Source organism: Bordetella avium (assembly GCF_034424645.1).
Classification (GTDB): Bacteria; Pseudomonadota; Gammaproteobacteria; order Burkholderiales; family Burkholderiaceae_B; genus Bordetella; species Bordetella avium.
Genome location: NZ_CP139969.1, coordinates 3,590,216 through 3,612,966 on the forward strand (window position 1 = coordinate 3,590,216; position 22,751 = coordinate 3,612,966).

Annotated in this window: 18 protein-coding genes; 10 read left to right on the forward strand and 8 right to left on the reverse strand. The window is 60.2% G+C overall.

The window, feature by feature from the left end:
- Nucleotides 1-44: 44 nt before the first annotated feature.
- Nucleotides 45-2,201 carry a malate synthase G gene (locus U0029_RS16615; RefSeq protein ID WP_012415809.1) on the forward strand — a complete coding sequence of 719 codons (2,157 nt, stop codon included), beginning with the start codon at nt 45-47 and terminating at the stop codon, nt 2,199-2,201.
- Here the strand turns inward: U0029_RS16615 and U0029_RS16620 are convergent.
- The 6 genes from U0029_RS16620 to U0029_RS16645 all read right to left on the reverse strand — a co-directional run bounded on the left by U0029_RS16620 (nt 2,185) and on the right by U0029_RS16645 (nt 10,133).
- The gene (locus U0029_RS16620; protein WP_012415808.1) at nt 2,185-2,643 is read right to left on the reverse strand and encodes a hypothetical protein; all 459 of its coding nucleotides are present in this window, start codon (nt 2,641-2,643) and stop codon (nt 2,185-2,187) included. The two genes, U0029_RS16615 and U0029_RS16620, sit on opposite strands and share 17 nt — an antisense overlap.
- 211 nt (nt 2,644-2,854) lie before the next feature.
- Nucleotides 2,855-3,922, reverse strand: a complete 1,068-nt coding sequence (locus U0029_RS16625; protein ID WP_012415807.1) for an ABC transporter ATP-binding protein — start codon at nt 3,920-3,922, stop codon at nt 2,855-2,857.
- Nucleotides 3,915-5,693: an ABC transporter permease gene (locus U0029_RS16630; protein WP_012415806.1), complete on the reverse strand. Its 1,779-nt coding sequence runs from the start codon at nt 5,691-5,693 to the stop codon at nt 3,915-3,917. Before U0029_RS16630 ends, U0029_RS16625 begins: the two co-directional genes overlap by 8 nt.
- A gap of 90 nt (nt 5,694-5,783) precedes the next feature.
- The gene (locus tag U0029_RS16635; protein ID WP_012415805.1) at nt 5,784-6,875 is read right to left on the reverse strand and encodes an ABC transporter substrate-binding protein; all 1,092 of its coding nucleotides are present in this window, start codon (nt 6,873-6,875) and stop codon (nt 5,784-5,786) included.
- A gap of 125 nt (nt 6,876-7,000) precedes the next feature.
- Nucleotides 7,001-9,475, reverse strand: coding sequence for a sensor histidine kinase (locus tag U0029_RS16640; RefSeq protein WP_039051814.1), 2,475 nt, complete (start codon nt 9,473-9,475; stop codon nt 7,001-7,003).
- A complete protein-coding gene (locus U0029_RS16645) occupies nt 9,462-10,133 on the reverse strand; it encodes a response regulator transcription factor (protein WP_012415803.1) in 672 nt (223 codons plus the stop codon). The genes U0029_RS16640 and U0029_RS16645 overlap by 14 nt, the downstream gene beginning before the upstream one ends.
- A 361-nt stretch (nt 10,134-10,494) precedes the next feature.
- Here U0029_RS16645 and U0029_RS16650 point away from each other — a divergent pair, with 361 nt between their 5' ends.
- The 9 genes from U0029_RS16650 to U0029_RS16690 all read left to right on the forward strand — a co-directional run bounded on the left by U0029_RS16650 (nt 10,495) and on the right by U0029_RS16690 (nt 20,988).
- On the forward strand, nt 10,495-11,541 hold the full coding sequence (locus U0029_RS16650) for a Gfo/Idh/MocA family protein (RefSeq protein ID WP_012415802.1): 1,047 nt from the start codon (nt 10,495-10,497) through the stop codon (nt 11,539-11,541).
- 7 nt (nt 11,542-11,548) lie between these two features.
- Nucleotides 11,549-12,118 (forward strand): acyltransferase, encoded by a 570-nt coding sequence (locus U0029_RS16655; RefSeq protein WP_012415801.1) that lies wholly within the window; start codon nt 11,549-11,551, stop codon nt 12,116-12,118.
- 10 nt (nt 12,119-12,128) lie between these two features.
- Nucleotides 12,129-13,229, forward strand: coding sequence for a DegT/DnrJ/EryC1/StrS family aminotransferase (locus U0029_RS16660; protein ID WP_114851580.1), 1,101 nt, complete (start codon nt 12,129-12,131; stop codon nt 13,227-13,229).
- A 17-nt stretch (nt 13,230-13,246) separates the two neighbouring features.
- Nucleotides 13,247-14,443, forward strand: a complete 1,197-nt coding sequence (locus U0029_RS16665; RefSeq protein ID WP_012415799.1) for a glycosyltransferase family 4 protein — start codon at nt 13,247-13,249, stop codon at nt 14,441-14,443.
- 144 nt (nt 14,444-14,587) lie between these two features.
- Nucleotides 14,588-15,766 (forward strand): DegT/DnrJ/EryC1/StrS family aminotransferase, encoded by a 1,179-nt coding sequence (locus U0029_RS16670; protein ID WP_012415798.1) that lies wholly within the window; start codon nt 14,588-14,590, stop codon nt 15,764-15,766.
- Nucleotides 15,763-16,362, forward strand: a complete 600-nt coding sequence (locus U0029_RS16675) for a sugar transferase (protein WP_039051813.1) — start codon at nt 15,763-15,765, stop codon at nt 16,360-16,362. The genes U0029_RS16670 and U0029_RS16675 overlap by 4 nt, the downstream gene beginning before the upstream one ends.
- A gap of 89 nt (nt 16,363-16,451) precedes the next feature.
- Nucleotides 16,452-17,660, forward strand: coding sequence for a glycosyltransferase family 4 protein (locus U0029_RS16680; protein ID WP_012415796.1), 1,209 nt, complete (start codon nt 16,452-16,454; stop codon nt 17,658-17,660).
- Between the two features lie 107 nt (nt 17,661-17,767).
- Nucleotides 17,768-18,994, forward strand: coding sequence for a hypothetical protein (locus tag U0029_RS16685; RefSeq protein ID WP_114851579.1), 1,227 nt, complete (start codon nt 17,768-17,770; stop codon nt 18,992-18,994).
- A gap of 65 nt (nt 18,995-19,059) precedes the next feature.
- The gene (locus U0029_RS16690; protein ID WP_114851578.1) at nt 19,060-20,988 is read left to right on the forward strand and encodes a polysaccharide biosynthesis protein; all 1,929 of its coding nucleotides are present in this window, start codon (nt 19,060-19,062) and stop codon (nt 20,986-20,988) included.
- Here the strand turns inward: U0029_RS16690 and U0029_RS16695 are convergent.
- Together U0029_RS16695 and U0029_RS16700 are read right to left on the reverse strand one after the other, a co-directional pair.
- Nucleotides 20,941-21,981: an acyltransferase gene (locus U0029_RS16695; RefSeq protein ID WP_114851577.1), complete on the reverse strand. Its 1,041-nt coding sequence runs from the start codon at nt 21,979-21,981 to the stop codon at nt 20,941-20,943. The two genes, U0029_RS16690 and U0029_RS16695, sit on opposite strands and share 48 nt — an antisense overlap.
- Nucleotides 21,982-21,983: 2 nt before the next feature.
- A complete protein-coding gene (locus U0029_RS16700) occupies nt 21,984-22,751 on the reverse strand; it encodes a polysaccharide deacetylase family protein (RefSeq protein ID WP_012415792.1) in 768 nt (255 codons plus the stop codon).

The window sequence follows — 22,751 nt, forward strand, 5'->3', positions numbered from 1 at the left end:
AGCAGGGCCGATCATCTGGCTGAACTCATTCATCTCTTCCCATCATGACCACACGCATCGCTGGCCTTCAGGTCGCAAACTCGCTCTACCAATTCATCGAAAACGAAGCCCTACCCGGCTCCGGCCTGGACAGCCAGACTTTCTGGGAAGGCTTTGCGGCCATCATTCACGAACTGGGGCCACGCAACCGCGAACTGCTCGCCGAGCGCGATCGTTTACAGGCTGAGCTAGATAGCTGGCATCGCAGCCACCCGGGCCCGGTCCGTGACCCCGCCGCCTACCGCGCCTTTCTCCGCGACATCGGCTATCTGCAAGCGCCGCCTGCCGACGTGCGTGCGCGAACCGAGAATGTGGATCACGAGATCGCCCGTCAAGCTGGGCCGCAGCTGGTCGTGCCGATGTCCAATGCGCGTTATGCCTTGAATGCCGTTAATGCCCGCTGGGGCAGCCTGTACGATGCCCTGTATGGCACCGACGCCATCCCGGGCAGTGCCGGACCGGACTACAACCCCCAGCGCGGTCAGGCGGTCATTGAACGCGCCCGGGACTTTCTCGATAGCGCGGCGCCCCTGGAGCAAGGCTCACACCGTCAGGCCATCGCCTATTTCGTGCGCGATGCACGGCTTGTCATCGCCACCGCCGAGGGTGAAACCACACTGAAACAGGCCGCGCAATTCAGAGGTTATCAAGGCAGCGCCGCCACGCCGCAGGCCATTTTGCTCGCGCACAATGGCCTGCATTTCGAGCTCCAGATCGACCGTCAGCATCTCATCGGCGCCACCGACCCCGCTGGCGTAAAAGACCTGCTGATGGAATCGGCGCTCACCACCATCATGGATTGTGAAGACTCCGTCGCCGCAGTCGATGCCCAAGACAAAACACATATCTACCGCAACTGGCTAGGCCTGATGCGCGGTGACTTGACCGAATCCGTCACCAAAAACGGCAAGACCTTCACGCGCCGCATGAATGCGGATCGCAGCTACACCGCAGCGGATGGCCAAAGCCTGACGCTGCCTGGCCGCTCCCTGCTTTTTGTGCGCAATGTCGGTCATCTCATGAGCAATCCCGCCATCCTGGACCGCGATGGCCGCGAAGTGCCCGAGGGCATCATGGACGCCGTAATCACCACGTTAGCCGCCAAGGTCGATCTGGCCCAGCGGCGCAACTCGCGCACCGGCTCGATCTATATCGTCAAGCCGAAGATGCACGGCCCGGCCGAAACCGCCTTCGCCGACAGCTTGTTCACGCGCGTCGAAGACCTGCTCCGCCTGCCGCGCCACACCATCAAGATGGGCATCATGGATGAGGAGCGGCGCACCAGCCTCAACCTGAAGGCCTGCATTGCCGCTGCAGCCGACCGCGTGGCCTTCATCAACACCGGCTTTCTGGATCGCACGGGCGACGAAATGCACTCGGTCATGCAGGCCGGCCCCATGCTGCGCAAAGGGGATATGAAATCCAGCGCCTGGATCGCCGCCTACGAACGCAACAACGTATTGGTAGGCCTGAACTGTGGCCTGCGCGGCCGGGCACAAATCGGCAAAGGCATGTGGGCCATGCCAGACCTGATGGCCGCCATGCTGGAACAGAAGGCCGCGCACCCCAAGGCCGGCGCCAACACCGCCTGGGTGCCCTCGCCCACCGCCGCCACCCTGCATGCGCTGCACTATCACCAAGTGGATGTCCCGGCCGTGCAGCGGTCGCTAGAGCAGACCCGGCTGACCGAGGTGGCCGACGAGCTGCTGGACGGCCTGCTGACCATCCCGGTAGGCGATCCGGCCGATTGGAGCGCCCAGGACATCCAACATGAGCTCGACAACAATGTGCAGGGCATCCTGGGATATGTCGTGCGCTGGATCGACCAGGGGGTGGGGTGCTCCAAGGTGCCGGACATCAATAATGTAGGCCTCATGGAGGACCGCGCCACGCTGCGCATCTCCAGCCAGCATATTGCAAACTGGCTGCTGCACGGCGTCGTCAGCCCGGACCAGGTGCGGCTAACCTTTGAACGCATGGCCGCCGTGGTGGATCAGCAAAACGCCGGCGACCCCGGCTATCTGCCGATGGCCGGCCATTTCACGACCTCTTATGCCTATCGCGCGGCCACGGCACTGGTGTTTGAGGGCCTCAGCCAACCCAACGGCTACACCGAGCCGCTATTGCATCAATACCGCCTCGCATTCAAGGCCGCACACTAAGCCACAGCAGCAAATCGCGCTGGTCTGGCCGCCATTCCATGCCATCGGCGACCAAACCCGCGCCTTGCAATACCCGGGCAGTGAAGCGGCCCAGTTCGCAATCGCTGAGAAAGTCCGAAAGACGTACACCCGGGCAGCCCAAAAGGCGCAATGCGCTGCCATTGACCACGGTCTGTAAACGCAGCTGCCGTGGCGGACAACCCGCGAAACCATGGCGCGTGCTCATCAGCGCATACTGCTGCAACACAACATCGCTGGCGTAGTAGCCCGCTTGCCTTACCGGGCGCTGGTTATTCTGCAATATCCAGCAGTCGGCGGAGAACGCATTGCGAAACACATTGCCGCAATCCAACTGCTCAAACCATTGGCTGCTTTCCATCGTGCCCGGCAGATAGCCGGGAAGGCCGTGGCGGTCATGGTGCCGCAACAGGTAACTGGGCATAGGCGGAACTCCCGTGGGTTCCGCAATCTAAAATTCATACCTGCCAGAGGCTATCTTCTATTTCCCGTTTTCTCTTCGGAATATCTCTAGTTTTTGAGGGAAAAGCGCTATTAAATGAAAGGCTTTTCTCCAACAAAAAACCGCCTGACGGCGGTTAATGGGGAAGCGCCCCGAGGATGCCCTCCCCGGGGGATGCAAGATGCGCTCGCGCTCAGTCTCGCGGAAATACCCAGACATTGGACGCAGGCATCGACAGCCGGCAGGTGCCAGGCTGGCGGCCTTGCGGCCCATAGGCGCGCAAAGACAAGCCATCTTGTGCGCGGAACAGATACTCCCAACGATCGCCGAGATACATGCAGGTAATCAGCGGCAAATCCAGATGATTGCCATCCGGGTCGTCTTGCAGACGTACCTGCTCAACGCGAATGACGGCCGTGCCATCCTTGCCGGCGGCGACGCCCTCGGCAGCATGGCCCCACAGCACCCAGCCATTGCCTTCGATGCGGGCGCGGCCATCGCGCACTTCCGTAATCCGGCCGTCCAGACGGTTGTTGCTGCCCATGAACTCGGCGGTGAACAGGGTGGCGGGCGAACCGTACATTTCCTGCGGCGTACCCTGCTGTTCGATCTTGCCGTTGTTCAGCAGCAAAATACGATCCGAGATGGCCATTGCCTCACTCTGATCGTGCGTGACCATGAGCGCCGACAGGCCTAGGCGCACGATCAGTTCACGCAGAAAAGCACGCGCTTCTTCACGCAGCTTGGCATCCAGGTTAGACAAGGGCTCGTCGAGCAGAATGACCGGCGGGCTGTAGACCAGGGCACGGCCGATGGCGACACGCTGCTGCTGGCCGCCCGAGAGTTGATGCGGGTGACGCTGACCGAGTTTGCCCAGGCCAAGCTGATCCAACACATCCTGCACACGCTGACGGACTTCCGCGCCCGGCACACCGCGCAACTTGAGCGGATAGGCGACGTTGTCGAACACCGTCTTGTGCGGCCACAGGGCATACGACTGGAACACCAAACCCAGGTTGCGATCTTCGGCCGGCACTTCCTTGCGGTTCGCCCCATCGAACACCACACGCTCGCCAATGTTGATGCGGCCGGCCTTGGGCCCTTCCAGGCCCGCAACCGCACGCAGCAGCGTGGTCTTGCCGCTGCCCGATGGGCCAAGAAGCGACACCACCTCTCCTTGGCGCAACTCCATGGAGACGCCTTTAAGGACCGGGTTATCGCCGTAATCCAGATGCAGATCTTCGACGGAAAGCTCAATCATGAAGTTTGACTCCGAAACGCAGAGCGATGCCCAGGCCGACAACGACCAGCACGATATTGATAAAGGAAAGCGCGGCCACAATGTCGATGGCGCCGGAAGCCCACAATGACACCAGCATGGAACCAATGGTCTCGGTACCGGGCGACAACAGGTAAACGCCGGTCGAGTATTCGCGCTCGAAAATAAGGAACATCAGCAACCAGGAGCCGATCAGGCCGTATTTCGCCAGCGGCACCGTAACGTGGCGGGTCACCTGCCCGCGCGTGGCGCCGGTGCTGCGCGCCGCCTCTTCAAGCTCGGGCCCCACCTGCAACAGCGTGGACGAAATCAGGCGCAGACCATAGGCCATCCACACCACCGTATAGGCCAGCCAGACGCTGAAGATGGTGCTACGCAGGGCGCGAAGCCACTCGACCACGTTTTCACGCGCCCAATCGGCAAAAGGCAGACCGGACAGCCAGCCGCCCATATCCGGGTCAAGCGCATTTTCCAGCCACATGGGCACGAACAGGAATACCCACAGAAAGGCCAGACCCGCCAGCAGGCCCGGCACGGCGCGCGGCACCAGCACGCTGTAATCCAGAAAGCGCGTCACGTTATCCGGCTTGCGATGCATGGCCAGACCGATGAAAAGGTAGCAGAACACGGCCAGCGCGCCGCCGAACACACCGATCGCGACCGAGTTGACGATGGCGCGGATCAGGTTGGTCTGCGAAAACACCGTGCGGAAGGCATCCAAGGACAGCACATCCAGCAACGAAACCCCCATGCCCCAATTCGACACAAAAGCCCGCAACAACACGCCGATCAAGGGCACGACAATAGTCACCAGAAGCCAGAACGCCACCACACCACCCGCCACCCAACGCCAGCGGCCCAAGGGCAGCGGACGCGCGCGCGAAGCCTTGCCCTTCATGGTCACGAAGCGGTTGGCGGTACGCATCAGCCGGCGTTGCAGCATGACCAGCGGAATCGTCATGGCGATCAGCACCACGGCGACGGCGGCCATCAAGTGGTAGGAAGGAATACCCAGCTTATTGGTGAGCTTGTACAGATAGGTCGCCAGCACCAGGTTGCCTTCGGGATCGCCGAGCACCAGCACCAGGCCGAACACTTCCAAGCCCAGAAAGAACAGCAATACCGTGGCATACAGCATGGCCGGACGCACCATCGGCAAACTCACCGACATCATCACGCGCAAGGGCGACGCCCCCGCCACCCGGGCGGCCTCTTCCACGTCCGAGCCCATGCTGCGCAAGGCCGAGGAAATGTAGAGATAGGCATGGGGCACATGGGTCAGGCCGGCAATGATGACAATGCTGGTGAGCGAGTAGACGTTCCAGGGCACAAAGCCCAGTAAGTGTTCCGCCCAGAGTGAAAAAAAGCCTACGGGCCCCGCCGCCACGACATAGCCAAAACCCAGCACCATAGGCGAGACGAAAATCGGCACCAGAATCAGCGGCTCGATCCAGCGCCGGCCGGGCAGATCCGTGCGTATCATCAGAAAGGCCAGCATCCCGCCCAAGGGAATGGAAATAATAGCCAGACCGAAGGCGAGGATAAAGCCCGTTCTCAAGGCCTTATAGAAATCAGGGTCGTCGAAAATAAAGCGAAACGCATCCAGGCTGAAATATTTGCTAGGCGCGAAAAACGGCGCCGACAAAAAGCTCTGGACGATGATGAAGGAAAGCGGCACGTAAATCGCCAATGCCGTGAGCAGCACCACAATGCCGCGCGGCAAGGACTGCCATTTTCTGCGCAATGACTGCATGGAAGATCCTGTCTTCGATGATGGGCGGCGCGATCGGCCGCGCGGGCGAACGCTCGCGCGCCCGCCCCTATCCACTGGCTTGAGTGGGTCTTACTTGGCTGCCGCGGCGCGCCATTCCTTGATGAACTCAAGGCGCGGCTTTTGCTCCAGATACTCCAGCAGCGTTTCATTGACCGGAATCGGCTGAAGCGCTTTACCCAGCTTCTTGGTCATGCCGTCGACATCGTTATCGCCCTCGATATCATCCCGAATGGATGCCAGATCGGACTTGTTGGCGAGGATTTCCTGGCCCGGCTTGGACAGAACATAGTCCAGCCACAGCTTGGCGGCATTCTTGTTCTTGGATTTCTTGCTCAGGAAGATCACGCGCGACAACACCAGGGTGTAATCGGTGGGATAGGAGATACCCAAGGACGGATCGTTTTTTGCGCGCGTTTCGGCATACGAACCCAGGATGTTGTAGCCCAGCAGGTTTTCACCGGAAGACACGCGCTCCATCATGGTGCCGGTCGACGACTGCACGACCAGGCCGCCCTTGGCGATTTCGCTCAGGTTCTTGAAGTAATCCGGTTGATGGGCCTTATCCTGCACGGCCAGCATGAAGCCCACGGCCGATTTCTCGATGTCGTAGGTCGTGACCTTGTTCTTGAAACGCTCAGGATTGCCGGAAATGAGCGTGGCCAGAGCCGTGTGCGTGGTGGGCACGTCAGCCGCATCAATCAGGCGCTTGTTATAGATGAATACGGCCGGCTCGAAAGTCGTGCCATAAGCGCTGTCTTTCCAGATCGCCCAGCTCGGCAGATAACGCGCTTCGGCGGACTTGTATTGCATCGCATAATCAACGGCCAGCTTGAGCGCCGAGTCCATGGATGAACTCCAAACCACGTCGCTGCTGGCGCTGCCTGAGGCCTGTTCGCTGATATAGCGGTTGTACAACTCCGTGCTGTTCATGTCGTTGTATTCGACCTTCACGCCCGGAAATGCGGCTTCGAAGCCCGCAACCAAAGGCGCGGCCGCCTTGGTGTCGGTCGTCGAATAAATCACGACCTTGCCCTCTTTCTTGGCGCCATCGATGATCTTCTGATAATCGGCCGGATAGCCTTCAGGGACCTTCTGCGCGAAGGCCGCGCCAGACACCAGCGTAAGGGCCACCGCGGTTGCGGCGCAGGACTTGGCAAACATGGCTGTCTTCTCCATTGAGATATCGGAACTGGCTCTGCGGCCAGCGTGTCCGCATCTTAGGTGGCGAACTCTGTCAGCGTCCTGTCATGGCGCCGCGCCGAGCACCCGGGAAAACCCCCGTCCGCTCACTTTGGCACGGCCGGCGTGTCCGTCACCAGGCGCATCCAGTTCTGCACAAAACGGGACTGCCGTTGCTGATCCAGCCCAACCAGCAACGCCGGACTCAAGACGATGGGTTGCACAATGCCGCGCGCAAGCGCCTGCAAGCTATCGGCAGACCAGGGGCCGGGCGTACCAGGGATCAAGGCGCCCAGGCCGGCATGGCTAGCCGCCACTTGCTGGCCCGCTGGCGATAACAGCCAGTCGACCAGCGCCCTGCCCAGATCCGGATTCGGGGCGCTGCGGGCAATCAAAGCCGAACGCGACAGCACCAGCATATAGTCGCGCGGCAAAATCACACCAATCTGATCACCTGCCGCCTGACGGGCCAGCGCATAAGAGCCCAGCAGGTTGTAGCCCAGGTCCAGCTCATCATTCGCAATCGCATCCAGCATCGCATTGGTGCTAGGCGACAGACGCACCCCCACCTGCCCCAAGGCATTGGCCAGCCCCCAGAAATTCGACGATACCAGCTCATCCTGCTCGGCCAGCATATAGCCCACATTGCTGGCTACGATGTCATAGGTGGCCACCCGGCCGCGCAGGCTCGCCCCCTCTCGCTCGAGCAAGCGCAACAGCGCTTGACGGGAGTGCGGTGCGCTCTCCTGCGTGAAACGGCGGGGGTTATAGACGATGACAGCAGGCTCGAACGTAAAGCCGAACACCTCATTGCGCCAAACCGCCCAGGTCGGCAACTGGCTCAGATAGGGCGAGGCATAGCTCAGGGCATACCCGTCATTGGCCAGGCGAACCTGCAAATCTGGCGCGGAACTGATCAAGACATCGACATCTTTCAACTGCCCCGCCACGGCAGCCTCATACAACTCCAGGCTACCCATTTCACGGTACACCACGGTCACGTCCGGGCGTTGCTGTTGAAAACCGGCAACCAGTGGCGCGAACACAGGGGTATCCGTCGGCCCCGCCACCGTCAGCACCCGCCCGGAGGGCCGCGGCGCCGGATAGCGGCTTTCCTGGATGAGGCGGGCCGCCGGCGCCGGGCTGGGCCAAAGCGCAGGGAAAAGACTCGCGCCGGCCAACAGCAGCACCGCCAGCCTGCCACGCCCAGCCGGCCGGGCCAGCGGCAGCACAATGCGCGCCAACAGCCCCCCGCCAGGACGGTCAAGCAAGGCCAAGGCCCCGCCATGGGCCTGCGCCACGGCGCGCACAATGGCCAGCCCTAAACCCGAACCAGACTGTGGGCTGGATCCGCGCTCGAAGCGCTGCTGCACCCGCTCTTTATCGCCGGCCGCAATGCCCGGCCCACGGTCTAACACCGTCAACGCCACGCGATAGCCGGCCACGGGGGTAACCTGGATCTCCACCAAAGAGTCCGGCGCATGGCGCAAGGCGTTATCCACAAGATTGCGCAGCATCTCGCGCAGCGCCACGCGGTCACCCATGACGCGCGCCCGGCGAAGCTCTGGCACGATGGAAATACTCAGCCGTTGCGCGTCCAGCGGACCGATGCGCCGGCGCGTTTCATTGACCGTTTCGGCCACCCCCACCGCAAGCCGCTCTCCCCGGCCCAGCCGGTGCGCGATCGTGGCGTCCATCAGCAACTGATTGATCAATTGACTGGCCTGCGTGGCGTTCTGGTGAATACGCGCCACGCGCTCGCGCAGACGTTCCGGGCTCGGCTCTTCGAGCGCCACCTCGGCCTGTGCGCGTAGAGACGCCAAAGGCGTGCGCACCTGATGGGCGGCATCGGCCACTAGCGTATTCAGGCTATCCATCATGGTGGATAGCCGCTGCATAAAGGCATTAAGCGCTTCGGATAAGCGCCGCACCTCCCGCGGAACCGGCGCGCGCAACGGCGCCAGATCATCGGGCTCCCGGTTGCGCAGCTCGCGCTCGACCACGGCCAAGGGCGCAAAGGCCCGCTGAATACCGAACCAGAGCAAAGCCAGCGCCACGCCGACCACGACAATCAAAGGCCATAGGCTGCGATTCAAAATCTCGGCCGCCAATGCCTGACGCGAACCCAGGGTTTCAGCCACCCGCACAGTCACCCAGCCGGCATGCTGGCTGGCCGAGACAAGTCTCCCCACCGAAGCCACCCTGATCGGCTCATCGTGATAGCGCTCGTACACAAATCTTGGCACGGCCGAATCGGCCAAAGGCTGACTCAGGGCCAGATCGCGATAGCCGGTAATCACCCGGCCTGCACTATTGAGCACCTGATAAAACACCCGCTCTTGGGGCGGCAACATGGCCAGAGAGGAATAAGGCGGCTCGACCGTCACGCCGCCATCGTCAATCTGCACCGACCCGGCGATAGTCAGCGCCGAGGCCGCCAGCAGGCGGTCAAAAGCCTGCTCCGCCGCCCGATGCGCGTAGGCGCGCAGAAAGAAAAACAAAGCGATGGATGCGCAAGCCAGAGACACGACGGCCAAGATGAACACGCGCCGCCGGATGGAAAACCCCTCATGCCGCGCCATCTTGACGCACCTGATAACCCACCCCACGCACGGTGACGATGTCAACCGAAGCATCCGCCAGTTTTCTACGCAAGCGCGAAATCAGCAGTTCCAGCGCATTGAGCGAAACGTCGTCGGCATCAAACACCTGAGCCATCAAGCGCTCTTTGGCCACCGTCTGTCCCTGCCGTGTCAGCAAAATCTCCAGCAAGCGGAACTCGCGGCGGCCCAATTCCAGCGGCTGACCGTTGACCCATACACCCCGGTTCGCGCTATCCAGCGTCAGATTGCCGAACATGGCCACGCTGGAGGTCTGGCCGCCGGGACGCCGCATCAAGGCCCGCAGCCTTGCCTCGAGCTCGCGTAGATCAAAAGGTTTGACCAGATAGTCATCGGCGCCGAGGTCCAGCATATCGACCTTGTCCTCGATCTCGGCGCGCGCGGTCATCACCAGCACCGGCGACTCCATACCCGCCGCTCGCAACTCACGCAACACCGCATCACCGTCCTTGCCCGGCAGTGAAATATCCAGCAACAGCGCATCCCAGGGTTCAGCCTGGCCCCATTGAACAGCCGCCAACCCGTCGCGCACCCATTGGACGCTATGCCCGGCGTTGCGCAGCTTGCTCTCCACGGCATCGCCTAGGTCGGGATTGTCCTCGACTAGCAAAATGCGCATGTCTCCTCTCTTATTGATCTAAGCGAGCGCAGTATAGGACTTTGCAGCGCCATCCAGACAAGCCATGCTCGGTATGTGGACAAGAGCCGCGTCAAAGGTCCGGACACCCTCCACAAACCTGAGTCATCGTGGCGAAAGCATGGCCGTGGCCCATTACTGTCCGGGGCATCATGAAGGCTGACCACTGCGGATAATAGGATCGCGCAACTGGGGTTATTTCTTTCTATTACCAAGGAACAGTCCTTCACTCTATTGGGACAATAGTTGATTCGCGGTACTATTCCGCGCTATTCCGTGCCATAGAAATCTGACTGCGACGGAAAAGGCTTGTTACCTACAATACATACAAAATCGCATTCAAATGACCCCTATTTTTGATCGCAAAATCCGTTTTGCCTTGGTAGGCTGCGGACGGATCTCCAAGAATCACATCGCCGCCATCGCTCAACACCATGAGCGCGCCGAACTGGTCGAAGTGTGCGACACGGACCCGGCCGCCTTGCGCGCCGCCGCTAAAGCCACCGGCGCCAAACCCTATTCATCCCTGTCTGAAATGCTGGCCGCAAGCACGGCCGATGCCGTCATTCTGGCCACGCCGTCCGGCCTGCATCCCTGGCAGGCCATCGAAGTCGCCCAGTCCGGCCGCCATGTGGTCAGCGAAAAGCCGATGGCAACCCGATGGGAAGACGGAAAGCGCATGGTCAAGGCTTGTGACGATGCCGGGGTCCATCTGTTCGTGGTCAAGCAGAATCGCCGCAATGCCACGTTACAGTTGCTCAAACATGCTGTCGAACAAAATCGCTTCGGCCGCATCTATATGGTGACGGTCAACGTCTTCTGGACCCGTCCTCAGGAGTACTACGACGCCGCGCGCTGGCGCGGCAAGTGGGAATGGGATGGCGGCGCCTTCATGAATCAGGCGAGCCACTATGTCGATCTTCTGGATTGGCTCATCGGACCCGTCGAGAGCGTCTACGCCTATACCGCCACGCTGGCTCGGCGCATCGAGGCCGAAGACACCGGTGTCGCGGCAGTGCGCTGGCGCCATGGCGCCATGGGTTCCATCAACGTGACCATGCTCACTTATCCGCAGAACCTGGAAGGCTCAATCACCATCCTGGGTGAAAAGGGAACGGTTCGAATCGGTGGCGTGGCCGTCAACCGCATCGACGAATGGAAATTCGCCGAGCCGCATCCCGATGACGAAAAGATTAAAGACGCCAGCTACGAAACCACCTCGGTCTACGGCTTTGGCCATCCCCTGTACTACGACAACGTGATTCGCACCTTGCGCGGCGAATGCAGCCCCGAGACCGATGGCCGCGAAGGCCTGCAGTCGCTGGCGCTGCTCACCGCCATGTACCGCTCGGCACGGGACGGCGTGCGCGTTCCCCTGCCGCTCGATTGAGGTCAACATGAGCATTCATTCCAGCGCGATTGTCGATGCCGGCGCCCAAATCGGCGCAGGCACCCGGATCTGGCATTGGGTTCACGTCTGCGGCGGCGCCGAAATCGGCGAGAACTGTTCGCTAGGGCAGAATGTGTTCGTGGGTAATCGCGTGCGCATTGGCAACCGCGTCAAGATCCAGAACAACGTGTCGGTCTATGACAATGTCTTCATCGAAGATGATGTCTTTTGCGGGCCGAGCATGGTGTTCACCAATGTCTACAACCCGCGCGCAGCCATTGAGCGCAAGAACGAGTACCGCGACACCCTGGTCAAACAGGGCGCGACCCTGGGTGCAAATTGCACCATCGTCTGCGGCGCCACCATTGGCCGCTACGCCTTCATCGGCGCAGGCGCGGTGGTCAACAAAGACGTCCCGGACTTTGCCTTGATGGTGGGCGTGCCCGCCCGCCAGATCGGCTGGATGAGCCGCCACGGTGAGCAGCTCGACCTGCCCCTGACCGGCGACGCCGAAACGGTCTGCCCGAATACAGGCGATCGCTATCTCCTTAAAAACGGCATCTGCCAACTGGCCTGAGCACGCCCTCATGCAATTCATTGATCTGAAAAAACAGTACCAGGCACTGCGCGATCCCATCAACACGCGCATCCAGCAGGTTCTCGACCACGGCCAATACATCATGGGGCCAGAGGTCAAAGAACTCGAAACGGCCCTGTCCGCCTATACCGGCGCCAAGCATTGCATCACCGTCGCCTCCGGCACCGAAGCGTTGCTCATCGCCTTGATGGCCTTGGGTATCAAGGCGGGCGACGAAGTCATCACGACGTCGTTCACCTTTGTGGCGACTGCCGAGGTGATCGCGCTGCTGGGCGCCGTGCCGGTGTTCGTCGATGTCGAACCCGACACCTGCAATATCCGGGTTGACGAGATCGAAGCGCGCATCACACCGCGCACCAAGGCCATTATTCCGGTATCGCTCTACGGCCAGTGCGGCGATATGGACGAGGTCAACGCCATCGCCGATAAATACGGCATCACCGTCATTGAAGACGCTGCACAGAGCTTTGGCGCGACCTACAAGGGCAAGAAGAGCTGTAATCTGTCCACCATTGGCTGTACCAGCTTCTTCCCGAGCAAACCGCTAGGCTGTTATGGCGACGGCGGCGCGCTGTTCACGAACGACGATGCGCTCGCCCAGGCCATGCGCGAAATCCGCGTACATGGCCAGTCCACCCGCTACTATCACACCCGTATCGGCGTGGGTGGCCGCATGGACACGCTGCAATGCGCGGTCGTGCTGGGCAAACTCGAACGCTTTGACTGGGAAGTCGAACAACGCCTACGCATCGGCGCGCGCTATCAGGCCCTCTTGGCGGATCTGCCAGCCGGCGCGCGCACGGTCACCGTACGCCCTGACCGCGACAGCGTTTGGGCGCAATTCACAGTCATCGTGCCCAATCGGGCCGCCGTCGTGGAACAACTCAAGGCCGCCGGCATCCCGACAGCCATCCACTATCCGCGACCGATCCACAAGCAGCCGGCTTACGAACACTTTGCCAGCGAGCACGGCACGCCCAACTCCGACCTCCTGGCCGACCAGGTGCTCAGCCTGCCTATGCACCCGGATCTGGACGAAGCCACGCAAGACAAGATTGTGGCCGTATTGCGCGAGGCCCTCGCCGGATGACAGGCTTAGCCTGACCCATGAAGATTCTGCTTATCAATCACTACGCAGGACGGCCAGATCTCGGGATGGAGTTCCGGCCGTATTTTCTTGCGCGCGAATGGGCCAGGTCCGGTCACGAAGTCCGTATTCTTGCCAGCAATTACTCCCATCTGCGCTACCGGCAACCGCAATCCGCCCAGGAAGATGTGGATGGGGTGACCTATCAATGGGTCCCCACACGGCCTTATCAGGGCAATGGTGCCGCCCGGCTCTGGAATATGGCGCAGTTTATCGGCGGGGTGTATCGGCGCGGCCCGGCCCTGGCAGCCTGGCGCCCCCACATGGTCATCGCCTCATCCACCTACCCTTACGATATCTGGCCGGCGGCGCGTATCGCACGCAAGGCTGGCGCGGTCCTGGTGCATGAAATTCACGATCTGTGGCCGCTAACGCCCAGGCTGCTGGGCGATTTTTCTGCGGCGCATCCGATGATCGCCAGCATGCAATGGGCGGAGAACTACGCCTGCCGCAACGCAGACCGCATTGTGTCCATCTTGCCGGGCACAAAAGCCTACTTGCAGCAACATGGCATGCCGGCGCAGCACTTTGTTCACATCCCCAACGGCATCGACCCCGAAGCGCCGCAGGAAACGATCAAACCTGAGTTGCGCGAGCAGATACTGGACTTCAAAGCCAGGTATCGCAGCACCTGTATCTACGCTGGCGGGCACGCCGTGTCCAACGCCCTGGATGTGCTGCTGGAGGTCGCCGCGCGGCCCGAAATGCAATCCACGGGCTTCATCCTGCTGGGAGCGGGCGCGGAAAAATCGGCCTTGCAGACTCGGGCGCGGGATATGCAGAACATCCTCTTTCTGGACCCTGTCCCCAAGGCCGAGGTCGGCAGTGCGCTGGCACTCGCCGATATGGCCTATCTTGGTTGGCGCCATAGCCCGCTTTACGACCACGGGATTAGCCCGAACAAGCTGTTTGACTATATGTTGGCCGGGCTGCCGGTCATCCATGCCACCGACACGCCTTATGACCTGGTCCGCGATGCCGGCTGCGGCTTGTCTGTGGCTTCAAACGACATTGCCGGAATCTCTCAGGCCGTTCAGCGACTGCAAGAAACGCCTGAGGCCGAGCGGCAGGCTCTCGGCGCAAAGGGCCGTGATTTTGTATTCAAACATCACAACTACTCGGTGCTGGCGCAACGTTTTCTGGAAATTGCCACCTGATAAATACAAATAGGCCGGCCCCAGAAAGCAAGAATACTTACATAACAACAGCCACTGACTTATAAGATTTAGGCACATGGTCTCGATTATTCAGGCTATGTCCTACAATCTATTTTCTTTATTCATCTGATCGGATACGGCGTTATGGCATTCCTTCCTTTTGCGCAACCCGACATCGGCGAAGCCGAGATCGACGCCGCCGTCCAGGCCATGCGTTCGGGATGGCTCACCACCGGACCCAATGCCCGCGCCTTCGAGCAGGAATTCAGCGCATTCCTTGGCGAAGGGCTGGAAGCCATCGCTGTCAATTCGGCTACCGCCGGCCTGCATCTGGCGCTTGAAGCCATCGGCATCGGTGCTGGCGATGAAGTCATCACAACGACGCACACTTTTACGGCCAGTGCCGAAGTCGTGCGCTATCTGGGTGGCGAGCCCGTGCTGGTTGACATCGATCCCGCCACGTTCTGCATCTCGCCGTCCGCCATCGAAGCGGCCATCACGCCGCGCACCAAAGCCATCATCCCCGTGCATTACGGCGGCCTGTCCTGTGACATGAGCGCCATTCTGGCGATCGCCGCCAAACATAGCCTGCGGGTCATCGAAGATGCGGCCCACGCGCTGCCCTGTACCTGGAACGGCCAGCTGATCGGTCAACTGGGCAGCGACGCCACGGTCTACAGCTTCTATGCCACCAAGACGCTCGCCACGGGCGAAGGCGGCATGGTGGTCACCCGCAATGCACAGCTCTCCAAGCGTTGCCGCGTGATGCGTCTGCACGGCATCGACCGCGACGCCTTTGACCGTTTCACTTCGAGCAAGCCCGCCTGGTATTACGAGATCGTCGCGCCCGGATTCAAATACAACCTGCCCGATCCGGCCGCTGCCATCGGACGGGTGCAATTGCAGCGAGTGCGCGCCATGCGCGACCGCCGTGCCGACATCGCGGCGCGTTATGACAGCGCTTTCGCCGATCTGCCGGTACAACTGCCGCCCTGCCCGGCTAAACTGGCCGCAGGTGGCGTCTATCAAGCCAGCGACCTGCATTCTTGGCATCTTTACGTACTGCGCCTGACGCCGGATGCCCCCTGTGCACGCGACGACTTCATTGCAGGGATGTCCGAGCGCGGCATCGGCTGCAGCGTGCATTATGTGCCGTTGCACCTGCAACCCTATTGGCGTGATCGTTATTCCTTGCGCGCTGACATGTTCCCGGCCTCGCAGACAACCTATGAGCGCATGGTCAGCTTGCCGATCTACTCCAAAATGAACGACGCCGACGTCGATCGCGTTATCGAGGCCGTACGTAGCTTGTTGCAATCGTGATCAAGCGTCTTTTCGATATTGCGGTATCAGGCATCGGGCTGCTGCTTTGCCTGCCGCTATTCTTGATACTGGCCATCGCCATCAAACTGGAGTCGCCCGGTCCGGTGTTCTTCCGCCAGGAACGCGTCGGCCGGCATGGCCGTGTTTTTCGCATTCATAAATTTCGCAGCATGCGCAGCGATGCAGGAACGGGCCCGCAAATCACGGTTGGGGGTGACCGCCGCATTACACGAGTGGGCGAATACATCAGGCGCTGGAAACTCGATGAAACGGCTCAGCTTATCGACGTGCTTGAAGGCACCATGAGCTTGGTCGGCCCCCGGCCGGAGGTGCCGCGCTATGTCGCGCAATATCCCGACGCCATGCGGCGCACGATACTCTCCATACGCCCGGGCATTACCGATCTGGCTTCTATCGTATTTCGCAACGAGAACGACATCCTCGCCGCCGCCGCCGACCCGGAACGCGCCTATGTCGAAGAGGTGCTGCCACGCAAGCTTGCGTTGCAGGCACAGTATGTTCGAGAGCGCAGTTTTACCGGCGATCTTGTCATTCTGGCGCGTACGGTAGCGGCCGTCGTAGGCAAGAGCGCATAGATAGCGCGCCCGGCGACGCGCGGCAAACGGCAACCACCTTCACTAGACCCGAAGAACACGCTTTCCTTGACTCAGGGAAACAGACCTGCATGACACACAACAACCAGCGCATCGAGCGCGCATCCCAAGCAAGTCTGCACGTTCCGCCTGGTTCACGGCTTTCTGTCGCCCTGTTAAGCGACGCCGGCAGCATCCATACCATGCGATGGGTGCATGGCCTGCATCAACGTGGACTCAAGGTCCACTTGATTTCCATCAAACCGCCAAACAGCCCACTGGCGGATGGCATCGAGTTTCATCGCCTGCCCTGGAAAGCCCCGCATGGCTACCGGCTCAACGCCCGCTATCTGCGACAACTGCTCAAGCGTCTGCAACCGGATCTGCTGAACGCCCATTACGCCACGGGCTATGGCCTGCTGGCCCGACTCTCGCGCTTTAGCCCCGTATTACTCTCCGCCTGGGGTAGCGACATCTACGAATTTCCTACCCGAAGTTCTTGGCACAGAAAGCTGCTGCGTAAAAATCTCGAAAGCGCTACCTGTCTGGCCGCCACCAGCCATGCCATGGCGGCTCGCATGCAAGAGCTAAGCCCGCTTCCCGTCACCATCACCCCATTCGGCATTGATACCGAATTGTTCAGCCCTGGCACATTGACAGAGCGGCATGTCGATAAGGCTCTACGCATCGGCACCGTCAAAAGCCTGGAAGACACCTACGGTATCGACACCCTCCTGGAAGCCTATGCCCGCCTCTACCGGCGGATAAAAGCCGAGGACGCCGCACTGGCTCAGCGCTTGCAGCTGCTTATTTATGGCCGAGGCAGCCGTCTGGACGCACTAAGCCAGCAGGCCCGCGATCTTGCCATCGATCATTGCACCACGTTTGCCGGCCATATTGAGCACCATGCTGTTCCTGACGCCTTGCGCAGCATGGATATATTCGCGGCGCTCAGCCGGGCAGACAGCTTCGGGGTCGCCATTCTGGAGGCCAGCGCCTGTAGGCTGCCCGTCGTCGTATCAGACGCCGACGGGCCAGCAGAAATCGTTGAAGACCAGCACACCGGCTTCATCGTGCCGCGCGAGAATGCCGAGGCCGCCGCCCAATGTTTGTACACACTCGTCATGGATAGCGCTTTGCGCGAACGCATGGGGCGGGCCGGACGGCAACTGGTCGATGCACGGTACAGCTGGAATCACAGCGTAGACATCATGCTCGCCGCTTATCGGGCCACCATCGAGAACGCAGGCCTGGGTCAGCACTCGGGCCGCGCGCCTACACCGCCCTCTGCACGCTCATGACACAGCCAGCTTCCCGAAGTGCCGCGCACACTGCGGCATTAATTGCATTCGCCCTCGCTCTTGCAGGCTCATCCATTTACATCATCCCGCCACTGCGCCCATTTCATGTGGGCCTGTGCTTCCTGGCGTTCGCGTTATGGCGGGGGCCAGATCTGCGCACGACCCTGCGCCAGACTTTTGCGCTGAAATGCACTGGCGGCGTGGTCTTGTTGATGGCGCTGCAGGCCTTGTGGGCGGTCAATCTCAATCGCTATTTCAGCTACAGCGTCATCCTCGCCATTGGCTTGGCCTATATGATGCTCGGCGAAACGCTGGCGCGCAGCCGTTCGCGTTTTCTGGCCGTGCTGCCGCCCTTGATCGGGTTTTGGTTCATTCTGGCCCTTTTTCCCATCTTCGATGTCTGGACCGGTTCGCAACGTTTCCGCGCCACCTACATCCTGACAGGCGGCCCCTGGGACAATATCAATGACATGGCCACGGTACTGACCCTGGTCACCTTGATCTTTACCCTAGTAAAGCGCCAAGTTTCCCTGCCTTTGCTGGCCATTACCTGTTTCTACTGCGTCGCGCTGAACCGGCGAGCCGATCTACTTGGTCTTATCGTATTCGTCGGCGGTTATTTGCTGATCAGCCGGGATCAGCACCGCCTGAAATTGTTGTTACGGTTAGGCTCGACCGTGATCGTCAGCACCGCTTTCGCCCTGATGCTCCATACCGGCCCTTTTCAAGGCTTCTCCCTGCCTGCCATCTCGGAAACGCCCACACAGGTCTCGCCTCCCCCCGCAACGAATCCCCTGGCGACAAGTTCAGCGCAAGCCGACTCCGCCACGCCCGCGCAACCCGCGCCGGCAGTCGGCCTCGCGGCGGAGGCTGCGCCCCTGCCTGCGCCATCTCTCGCCCCCTCGGCTTCCGTAAGGCCCCCGAACGAAAGCCAGACTATGCCGCTGCAAATCACATTGCAAAACGGCGACGGCTCCTCGGCCACGCGGCTGCAACTCCTCGCCGAGATGTATGTGCAGGCCAGACACATGCCCTGGTGGCAGTGGATTGCCGGCAAAGGCGTCGGGCAATTGAATCTGACCTGGCCAGACACCGGCGCTGCCTGGGCGTCCCCTCATATGTTCTGGCTCGAAATGCTGTTCTATTTCGGCATAGGCTGGTTGCTCTTACTGGGCTACCTCTTTCTGCGCCTGGATAATCTGGGCCGGATCTGCCTTGTCAGCGCAGGCATTGCTGGCTGTGCGCCTAGCTCTATTATCTATTTGCAACCATTTTGGCTATTCCTTGGCGTGTTGATGGCCCAATTGCCACGCCGGCAGCCCTTGCTTACATAATATTTCTCAGCACCACTACAATTCGGCTGCCGCCGCAAGCAGGCCATGTCAGACCCGTTGGAGTAATGATTAAACATCTTCTGCTCAAGAGCAGCCTTCTGAACCTTCCACGCAGCGCCAAGCAGGCACTCAACATGGTGCTGGATGCGCTCGTCCTGTTGCTAGCGTTTCAGCTGGCGCTCTGGTTCAGATTCGAACTGTTCTATCTGACCTCGCCTTATCTCATCCTGTCCGTGCTGGCCTGTGCGGGCGGGCTGTTCACCTTAGCGCTGCTGGGCACGTATAAATACGTGCTGCGCTACATGGACGAACATGTCGTGCTGCGCATCCTGATCGGTGTGGCCGGCTCCGTCATGCTGGTGACGGCCATCAATACCTTCATGCAATTAGTCGGTCTGTCCCGGGCGGTGCTGGCGATTTATGCGCTGCTTGCGCTCTCGGGTTTGCTGGGCTTGCGCTGGCTGGGACGCCGCCTGCTTTTCAGCTTTGATCCAAAAAGCGAAACCACCGGTATTCCCGTCATCATCTACGGCGGTGGAGGCGCAGGCTCGCAGCTGGCCGCCGCTTTGCGGGCCGGGCCCTATTACCGTCCTGTCGCCATGATCGATGACGACCAGCGCAAACAGGGCCTGCGCGTCGCGGGACTGCGTATTTATCCCGTCAGCGCACTGGACCACCTCATCAAGCAATACGATGTGCGCCAGTTGCTGATCGCCATGCCCAATATCCCGCGCTCAAGGCTGCGTGAAATCGTCGAGACCGTCGAACACTATCGTTTACGTATCCGCCTGGTGCCCAGCCTGCGCGAACTGGTGGATCAGAATGGCCCGCGCTTGCGCGATATCCGGGTCGAAGACCTGCTGGGGCGCGATGCCGTCGCGCCCATCCCCAGCCTTCTGGGCCGCTGCGTGACTGGCCGCAATGTCATGGTCTCGGGTGCTGGGGGCTCGATCGGTTCTGAATTGTGCCGCCAGATTCTGGCGCAAAAACCGCGCAGCCTGGTGCTTCTGGAGATTTCCGAACCAGCACTTTATGCCATCGAGCGCGAGCTCAGCGCCCTCGGCAGGCAACAAGGCATCCATATCGCCGGTGTCCTGGGTTCGGTACGGGATGCCGAACTTTGCACGGCGCAAATGCGCAAACACCATATCCACACGGTCTATCACGCTGCCGCGTACAAGCACGTGCCCATCGTGGAAGAGAACATCACTGAAGGCTTGCGTACCAACACCTTTGGCACACGGACCTTCGCACAATGCGCCATCGACAGCGACGTCAGCGACTTTGTCCTGATCTCGACCGACAAGGCAGTACGGCCGACCAATGTCATGGGAGCTTCAAAGCGCATGGCCGAACTGGTGTTGCAAGCCTATGCCAAAACCCAGACTGGCACCCGCTTTTCCATGGTGCGCTTTGGCAATGTACTGGGCAGCTCGGGTAGCGTCGTACCCTTGTTTCATGCGCAAATCATGGCGGGCGGACCCATTACCCTCACCCATGAAAAGATCACGCGCTACTTCATGACGATCCCGGAAGCGGCGCAATTGGTGCTACAGGCCGGCTCAATGGGAGAGTCGGGCGCCGTTTTCGTGCTTGATATGGGCGAACCCGTGCATATCCGCGACCTGGCCCTGCGCATGATCCGCCTGTACGGCCTGACGTTGCGAAGTGCCGAACAACCCGATGGCGATATTGAAATCAAGATCACCGGATTACGCCCCGGAGAAAAACTCTATGAAGAACTGCTGATCGCAGGCAACACCGTAACAACCGAACACCCTCGCATCATGCAGGCCCACGAAATCGATCTGCCGCCAGCGGTGCTCAATGCACGACTCGAAACCCTGGCGTCGATGCTGAATGTCGCCGAGCATCGCGACATTCTGCAGCACATCAAACAGATCGTTCCGGAATATCAGCCCTACGATGCCGCCCCGGACCAGGGTTCAGATATCACGCTCTCCGGCGATCGCAAAACGAATCCCGTAGCGTGAGAAGAAATTACGCACCTCATCGAACAGCAAACCGTTGCCAAAAGCGCAATCCTTGCTCTGCAAATCAAACCACGGTTGCGCACCCAACTGTTGGCGCACATCCGCCGGGATTGCGTCAAAGGCGATGAGCACGCCATTGGGGCGCGGGCTGCTGTGCGCGACCTGCTCCACAAAAACGATTTCGCTGTTTTTACCCGCCACCTGAACCCGGAGCACGACGGAGTCCGGCCGCTCTTCGTAAAGCGTGGGTTTGCCTTCGTACTGCAAGAACTCTGCCATTTCTTTCAAAATGGTCCGCACCAGAGCAATCTGCTCTTCCCGGCTTTTCAATTTTCGATAGGCGCCATTCTCGGCAATGACCTTGGCAGGTGCGCCAACGGCCAATGAGTGCGCCGCAATACTCTTATTGATGATGGCCCCAGCGCCTATCGTGCAATACTCGCCGATCTCCACATTGGGCAAAATAAAGACGCGCCAGGGCAACCAAACCCCTTTACGGATCGTAATCGGCCCGAATCCCACGGGGTAGCCATCCAGCACGGATTGCCAGGAACCGTGCGTGAAAAGATAGTTTGCCCCCCCGACCCCTACCTCATCTTCAATAACAATCGGCTCCGTGGGGTTCAGAAAACAATACGGAAATATCTTTACCCGGGCACCGATGTCTATGCGTGAGCGCGGCGTCTGCATTCCGCCAATGACGACCTGCTCCATGATGACCGAATCGTGGCCGAGCTTTACTTCGCCGGTATCAATCGCAACCATCGAACCTATCTTGCTGCGATTGCCCAGGCGCAGCTTTCGGCAACGAACAAAAGACAAGGCTCCGATCTTTGCTCCGTCGCCAATCTCAATGTCATCGGCCAGAAGCACCGAAAACAAACCGATTTTTACGCCTTTACCGATACGCGCGCCTCTCAGCCGATAAAAAGCGACTTTCAAGCGTGACGGCAAAATGCCAATCACCGCCATTTTTATCATGGGTATGGCCATGCTCACCTCACCATATTGACAGCAATTTTTGCGCAATTGATGAGCTGGTCCTTCATGCCCTGCACCATCCAGCCGCGCAGAGAGCTATCCCAACGCTCCGGATGTGCCGACAGCGCGATCTTCTCAAAATGCGTTTTCTCGATGAACTCAATCAATTGTTTGCTGGACTGTGGCATCTCTTCAGGAACCAGAATCCCGGGAGGACGGTCACGCAGATTCGTCGCAATAGCTCCCCAACTCCGCCCGGTATCGGTGAAATAGTAGGTGCCCGTATAGTCCACAGTAAGAAATGCTTCGCCGGACAAGCCAAAAGACGCTACGTCCGCGTGTTTCCAGAGATCCAGATTATTGTGCCTGGACATTGGACTTCCATGCATGGCGACTGTGGCAACAGAGACGGCTTGGCGCAGATCTGCCAAATTGGTCTCAAATGACTTCAGGGCTGCCTGGACATCGCCTTTGGTAAGTGCGAGATCCTCGTAGTGATACCCGACCTCGTGACCGAGCGCCTCGACCTCGCGCATGATGCCCTTATCGTATGCGCTGCCCACCACCCTGAAATAATAGGTGGCTGACACACCGGCGGCCGCCTCGGCCTGAGCCATGCGCAGCGCATTACGCGGCTTGCGATCCACATCATGCCGGATAACCGCGCCCGTCAAGGGGGCTCGCTCCAACCACTCGCGCACGCCAAATATCGGTATGCCACGGCCTTGCAAGGCCTGGATTACCGACATATATGACTGCAAAGTAAAATCGCGATTTGGCAT

Excerpts from the sequence above, each read along its gene's own strand:
- U0029_RS16615 (WP_012415809.1), top strand. The coding sequence starts at position 45 with ATGACCACACGCATCGCTGGCCTTCAGGTCGCAAACTCGCTCTACCAA.
- U0029_RS16620 (WP_012415808.1), bottom strand. The coding sequence starts at position 2,643 with ATGCCCAGTTACCTGTTGCGGCACCATGACCGCCACGGCCTTCCCGGC.
- U0029_RS16625 (WP_012415807.1), bottom strand. The coding sequence starts at position 3,922 with ATGATTGAGCTTTCCGTCGAAGATCTGCATCTGGATTACGGCGATAAC.
- U0029_RS16630 (WP_012415806.1), bottom strand. The coding sequence starts at position 5,693 with ATGCAGTCATTGCGCAGAAAATGGCAGTCCTTGCCGCGCGGCATTGTG.
- U0029_RS16635 (WP_012415805.1), bottom strand. The coding sequence starts at position 6,875 with ATGTTTGCCAAGTCCTGCGCCGCAACCGCGGTGGCCCTTACGCTGGTG.
- U0029_RS16640 (WP_039051814.1), bottom strand. The coding sequence starts at position 9,475 with ATGGCGCGGCATGAGGGGTTTTCCATCCGGCGGCGCGTGTTCATCTTG.
- U0029_RS16645 (WP_012415803.1), bottom strand. The coding sequence starts at position 10,133 with ATGCGCATTTTGCTAGTCGAGGACAATCCCGACCTAGGCGATGCCGTG.
- U0029_RS16650 (WP_012415802.1), top strand. The coding sequence starts at position 10,495 with ATGACCCCTATTTTTGATCGCAAAATCCGTTTTGCCTTGGTAGGCTGC.
- U0029_RS16655 (WP_012415801.1), top strand. The coding sequence starts at position 11,549 with ATGAGCATTCATTCCAGCGCGATTGTCGATGCCGGCGCCCAAATCGGC.
- U0029_RS16660 (WP_114851580.1), top strand. The coding sequence starts at position 12,129 with ATGCAATTCATTGATCTGAAAAAACAGTACCAGGCACTGCGCGATCCC.
- U0029_RS16665 (WP_012415799.1), top strand. The coding sequence starts at position 13,247 with ATGAAGATTCTGCTTATCAATCACTACGCAGGACGGCCAGATCTCGGG.
- U0029_RS16670 (WP_012415798.1), top strand. The coding sequence starts at position 14,588 with ATGGCATTCCTTCCTTTTGCGCAACCCGACATCGGCGAAGCCGAGATC.
- U0029_RS16680 (WP_012415796.1), top strand. The coding sequence starts at position 16,452 with ATGACACACAACAACCAGCGCATCGAGCGCGCATCCCAAGCAAGTCTG.
- U0029_RS16690 (WP_114851578.1), top strand. The coding sequence starts at position 19,060 with ATGATTAAACATCTTCTGCTCAAGAGCAGCCTTCTGAACCTTCCACGC.
- U0029_RS16695 (WP_114851577.1), bottom strand. The coding sequence starts at position 21,981 with ATGGCCATACCCATGATAAAAATGGCGGTGATTGGCATTTTGCCGTCA.
- U0029_RS16700 (WP_012415792.1), bottom strand. The coding sequence starts at position 22,751 with ATGCCAAATCGCGATTTTACTTTGCAGTCATATATGTCGGTAATCCAG.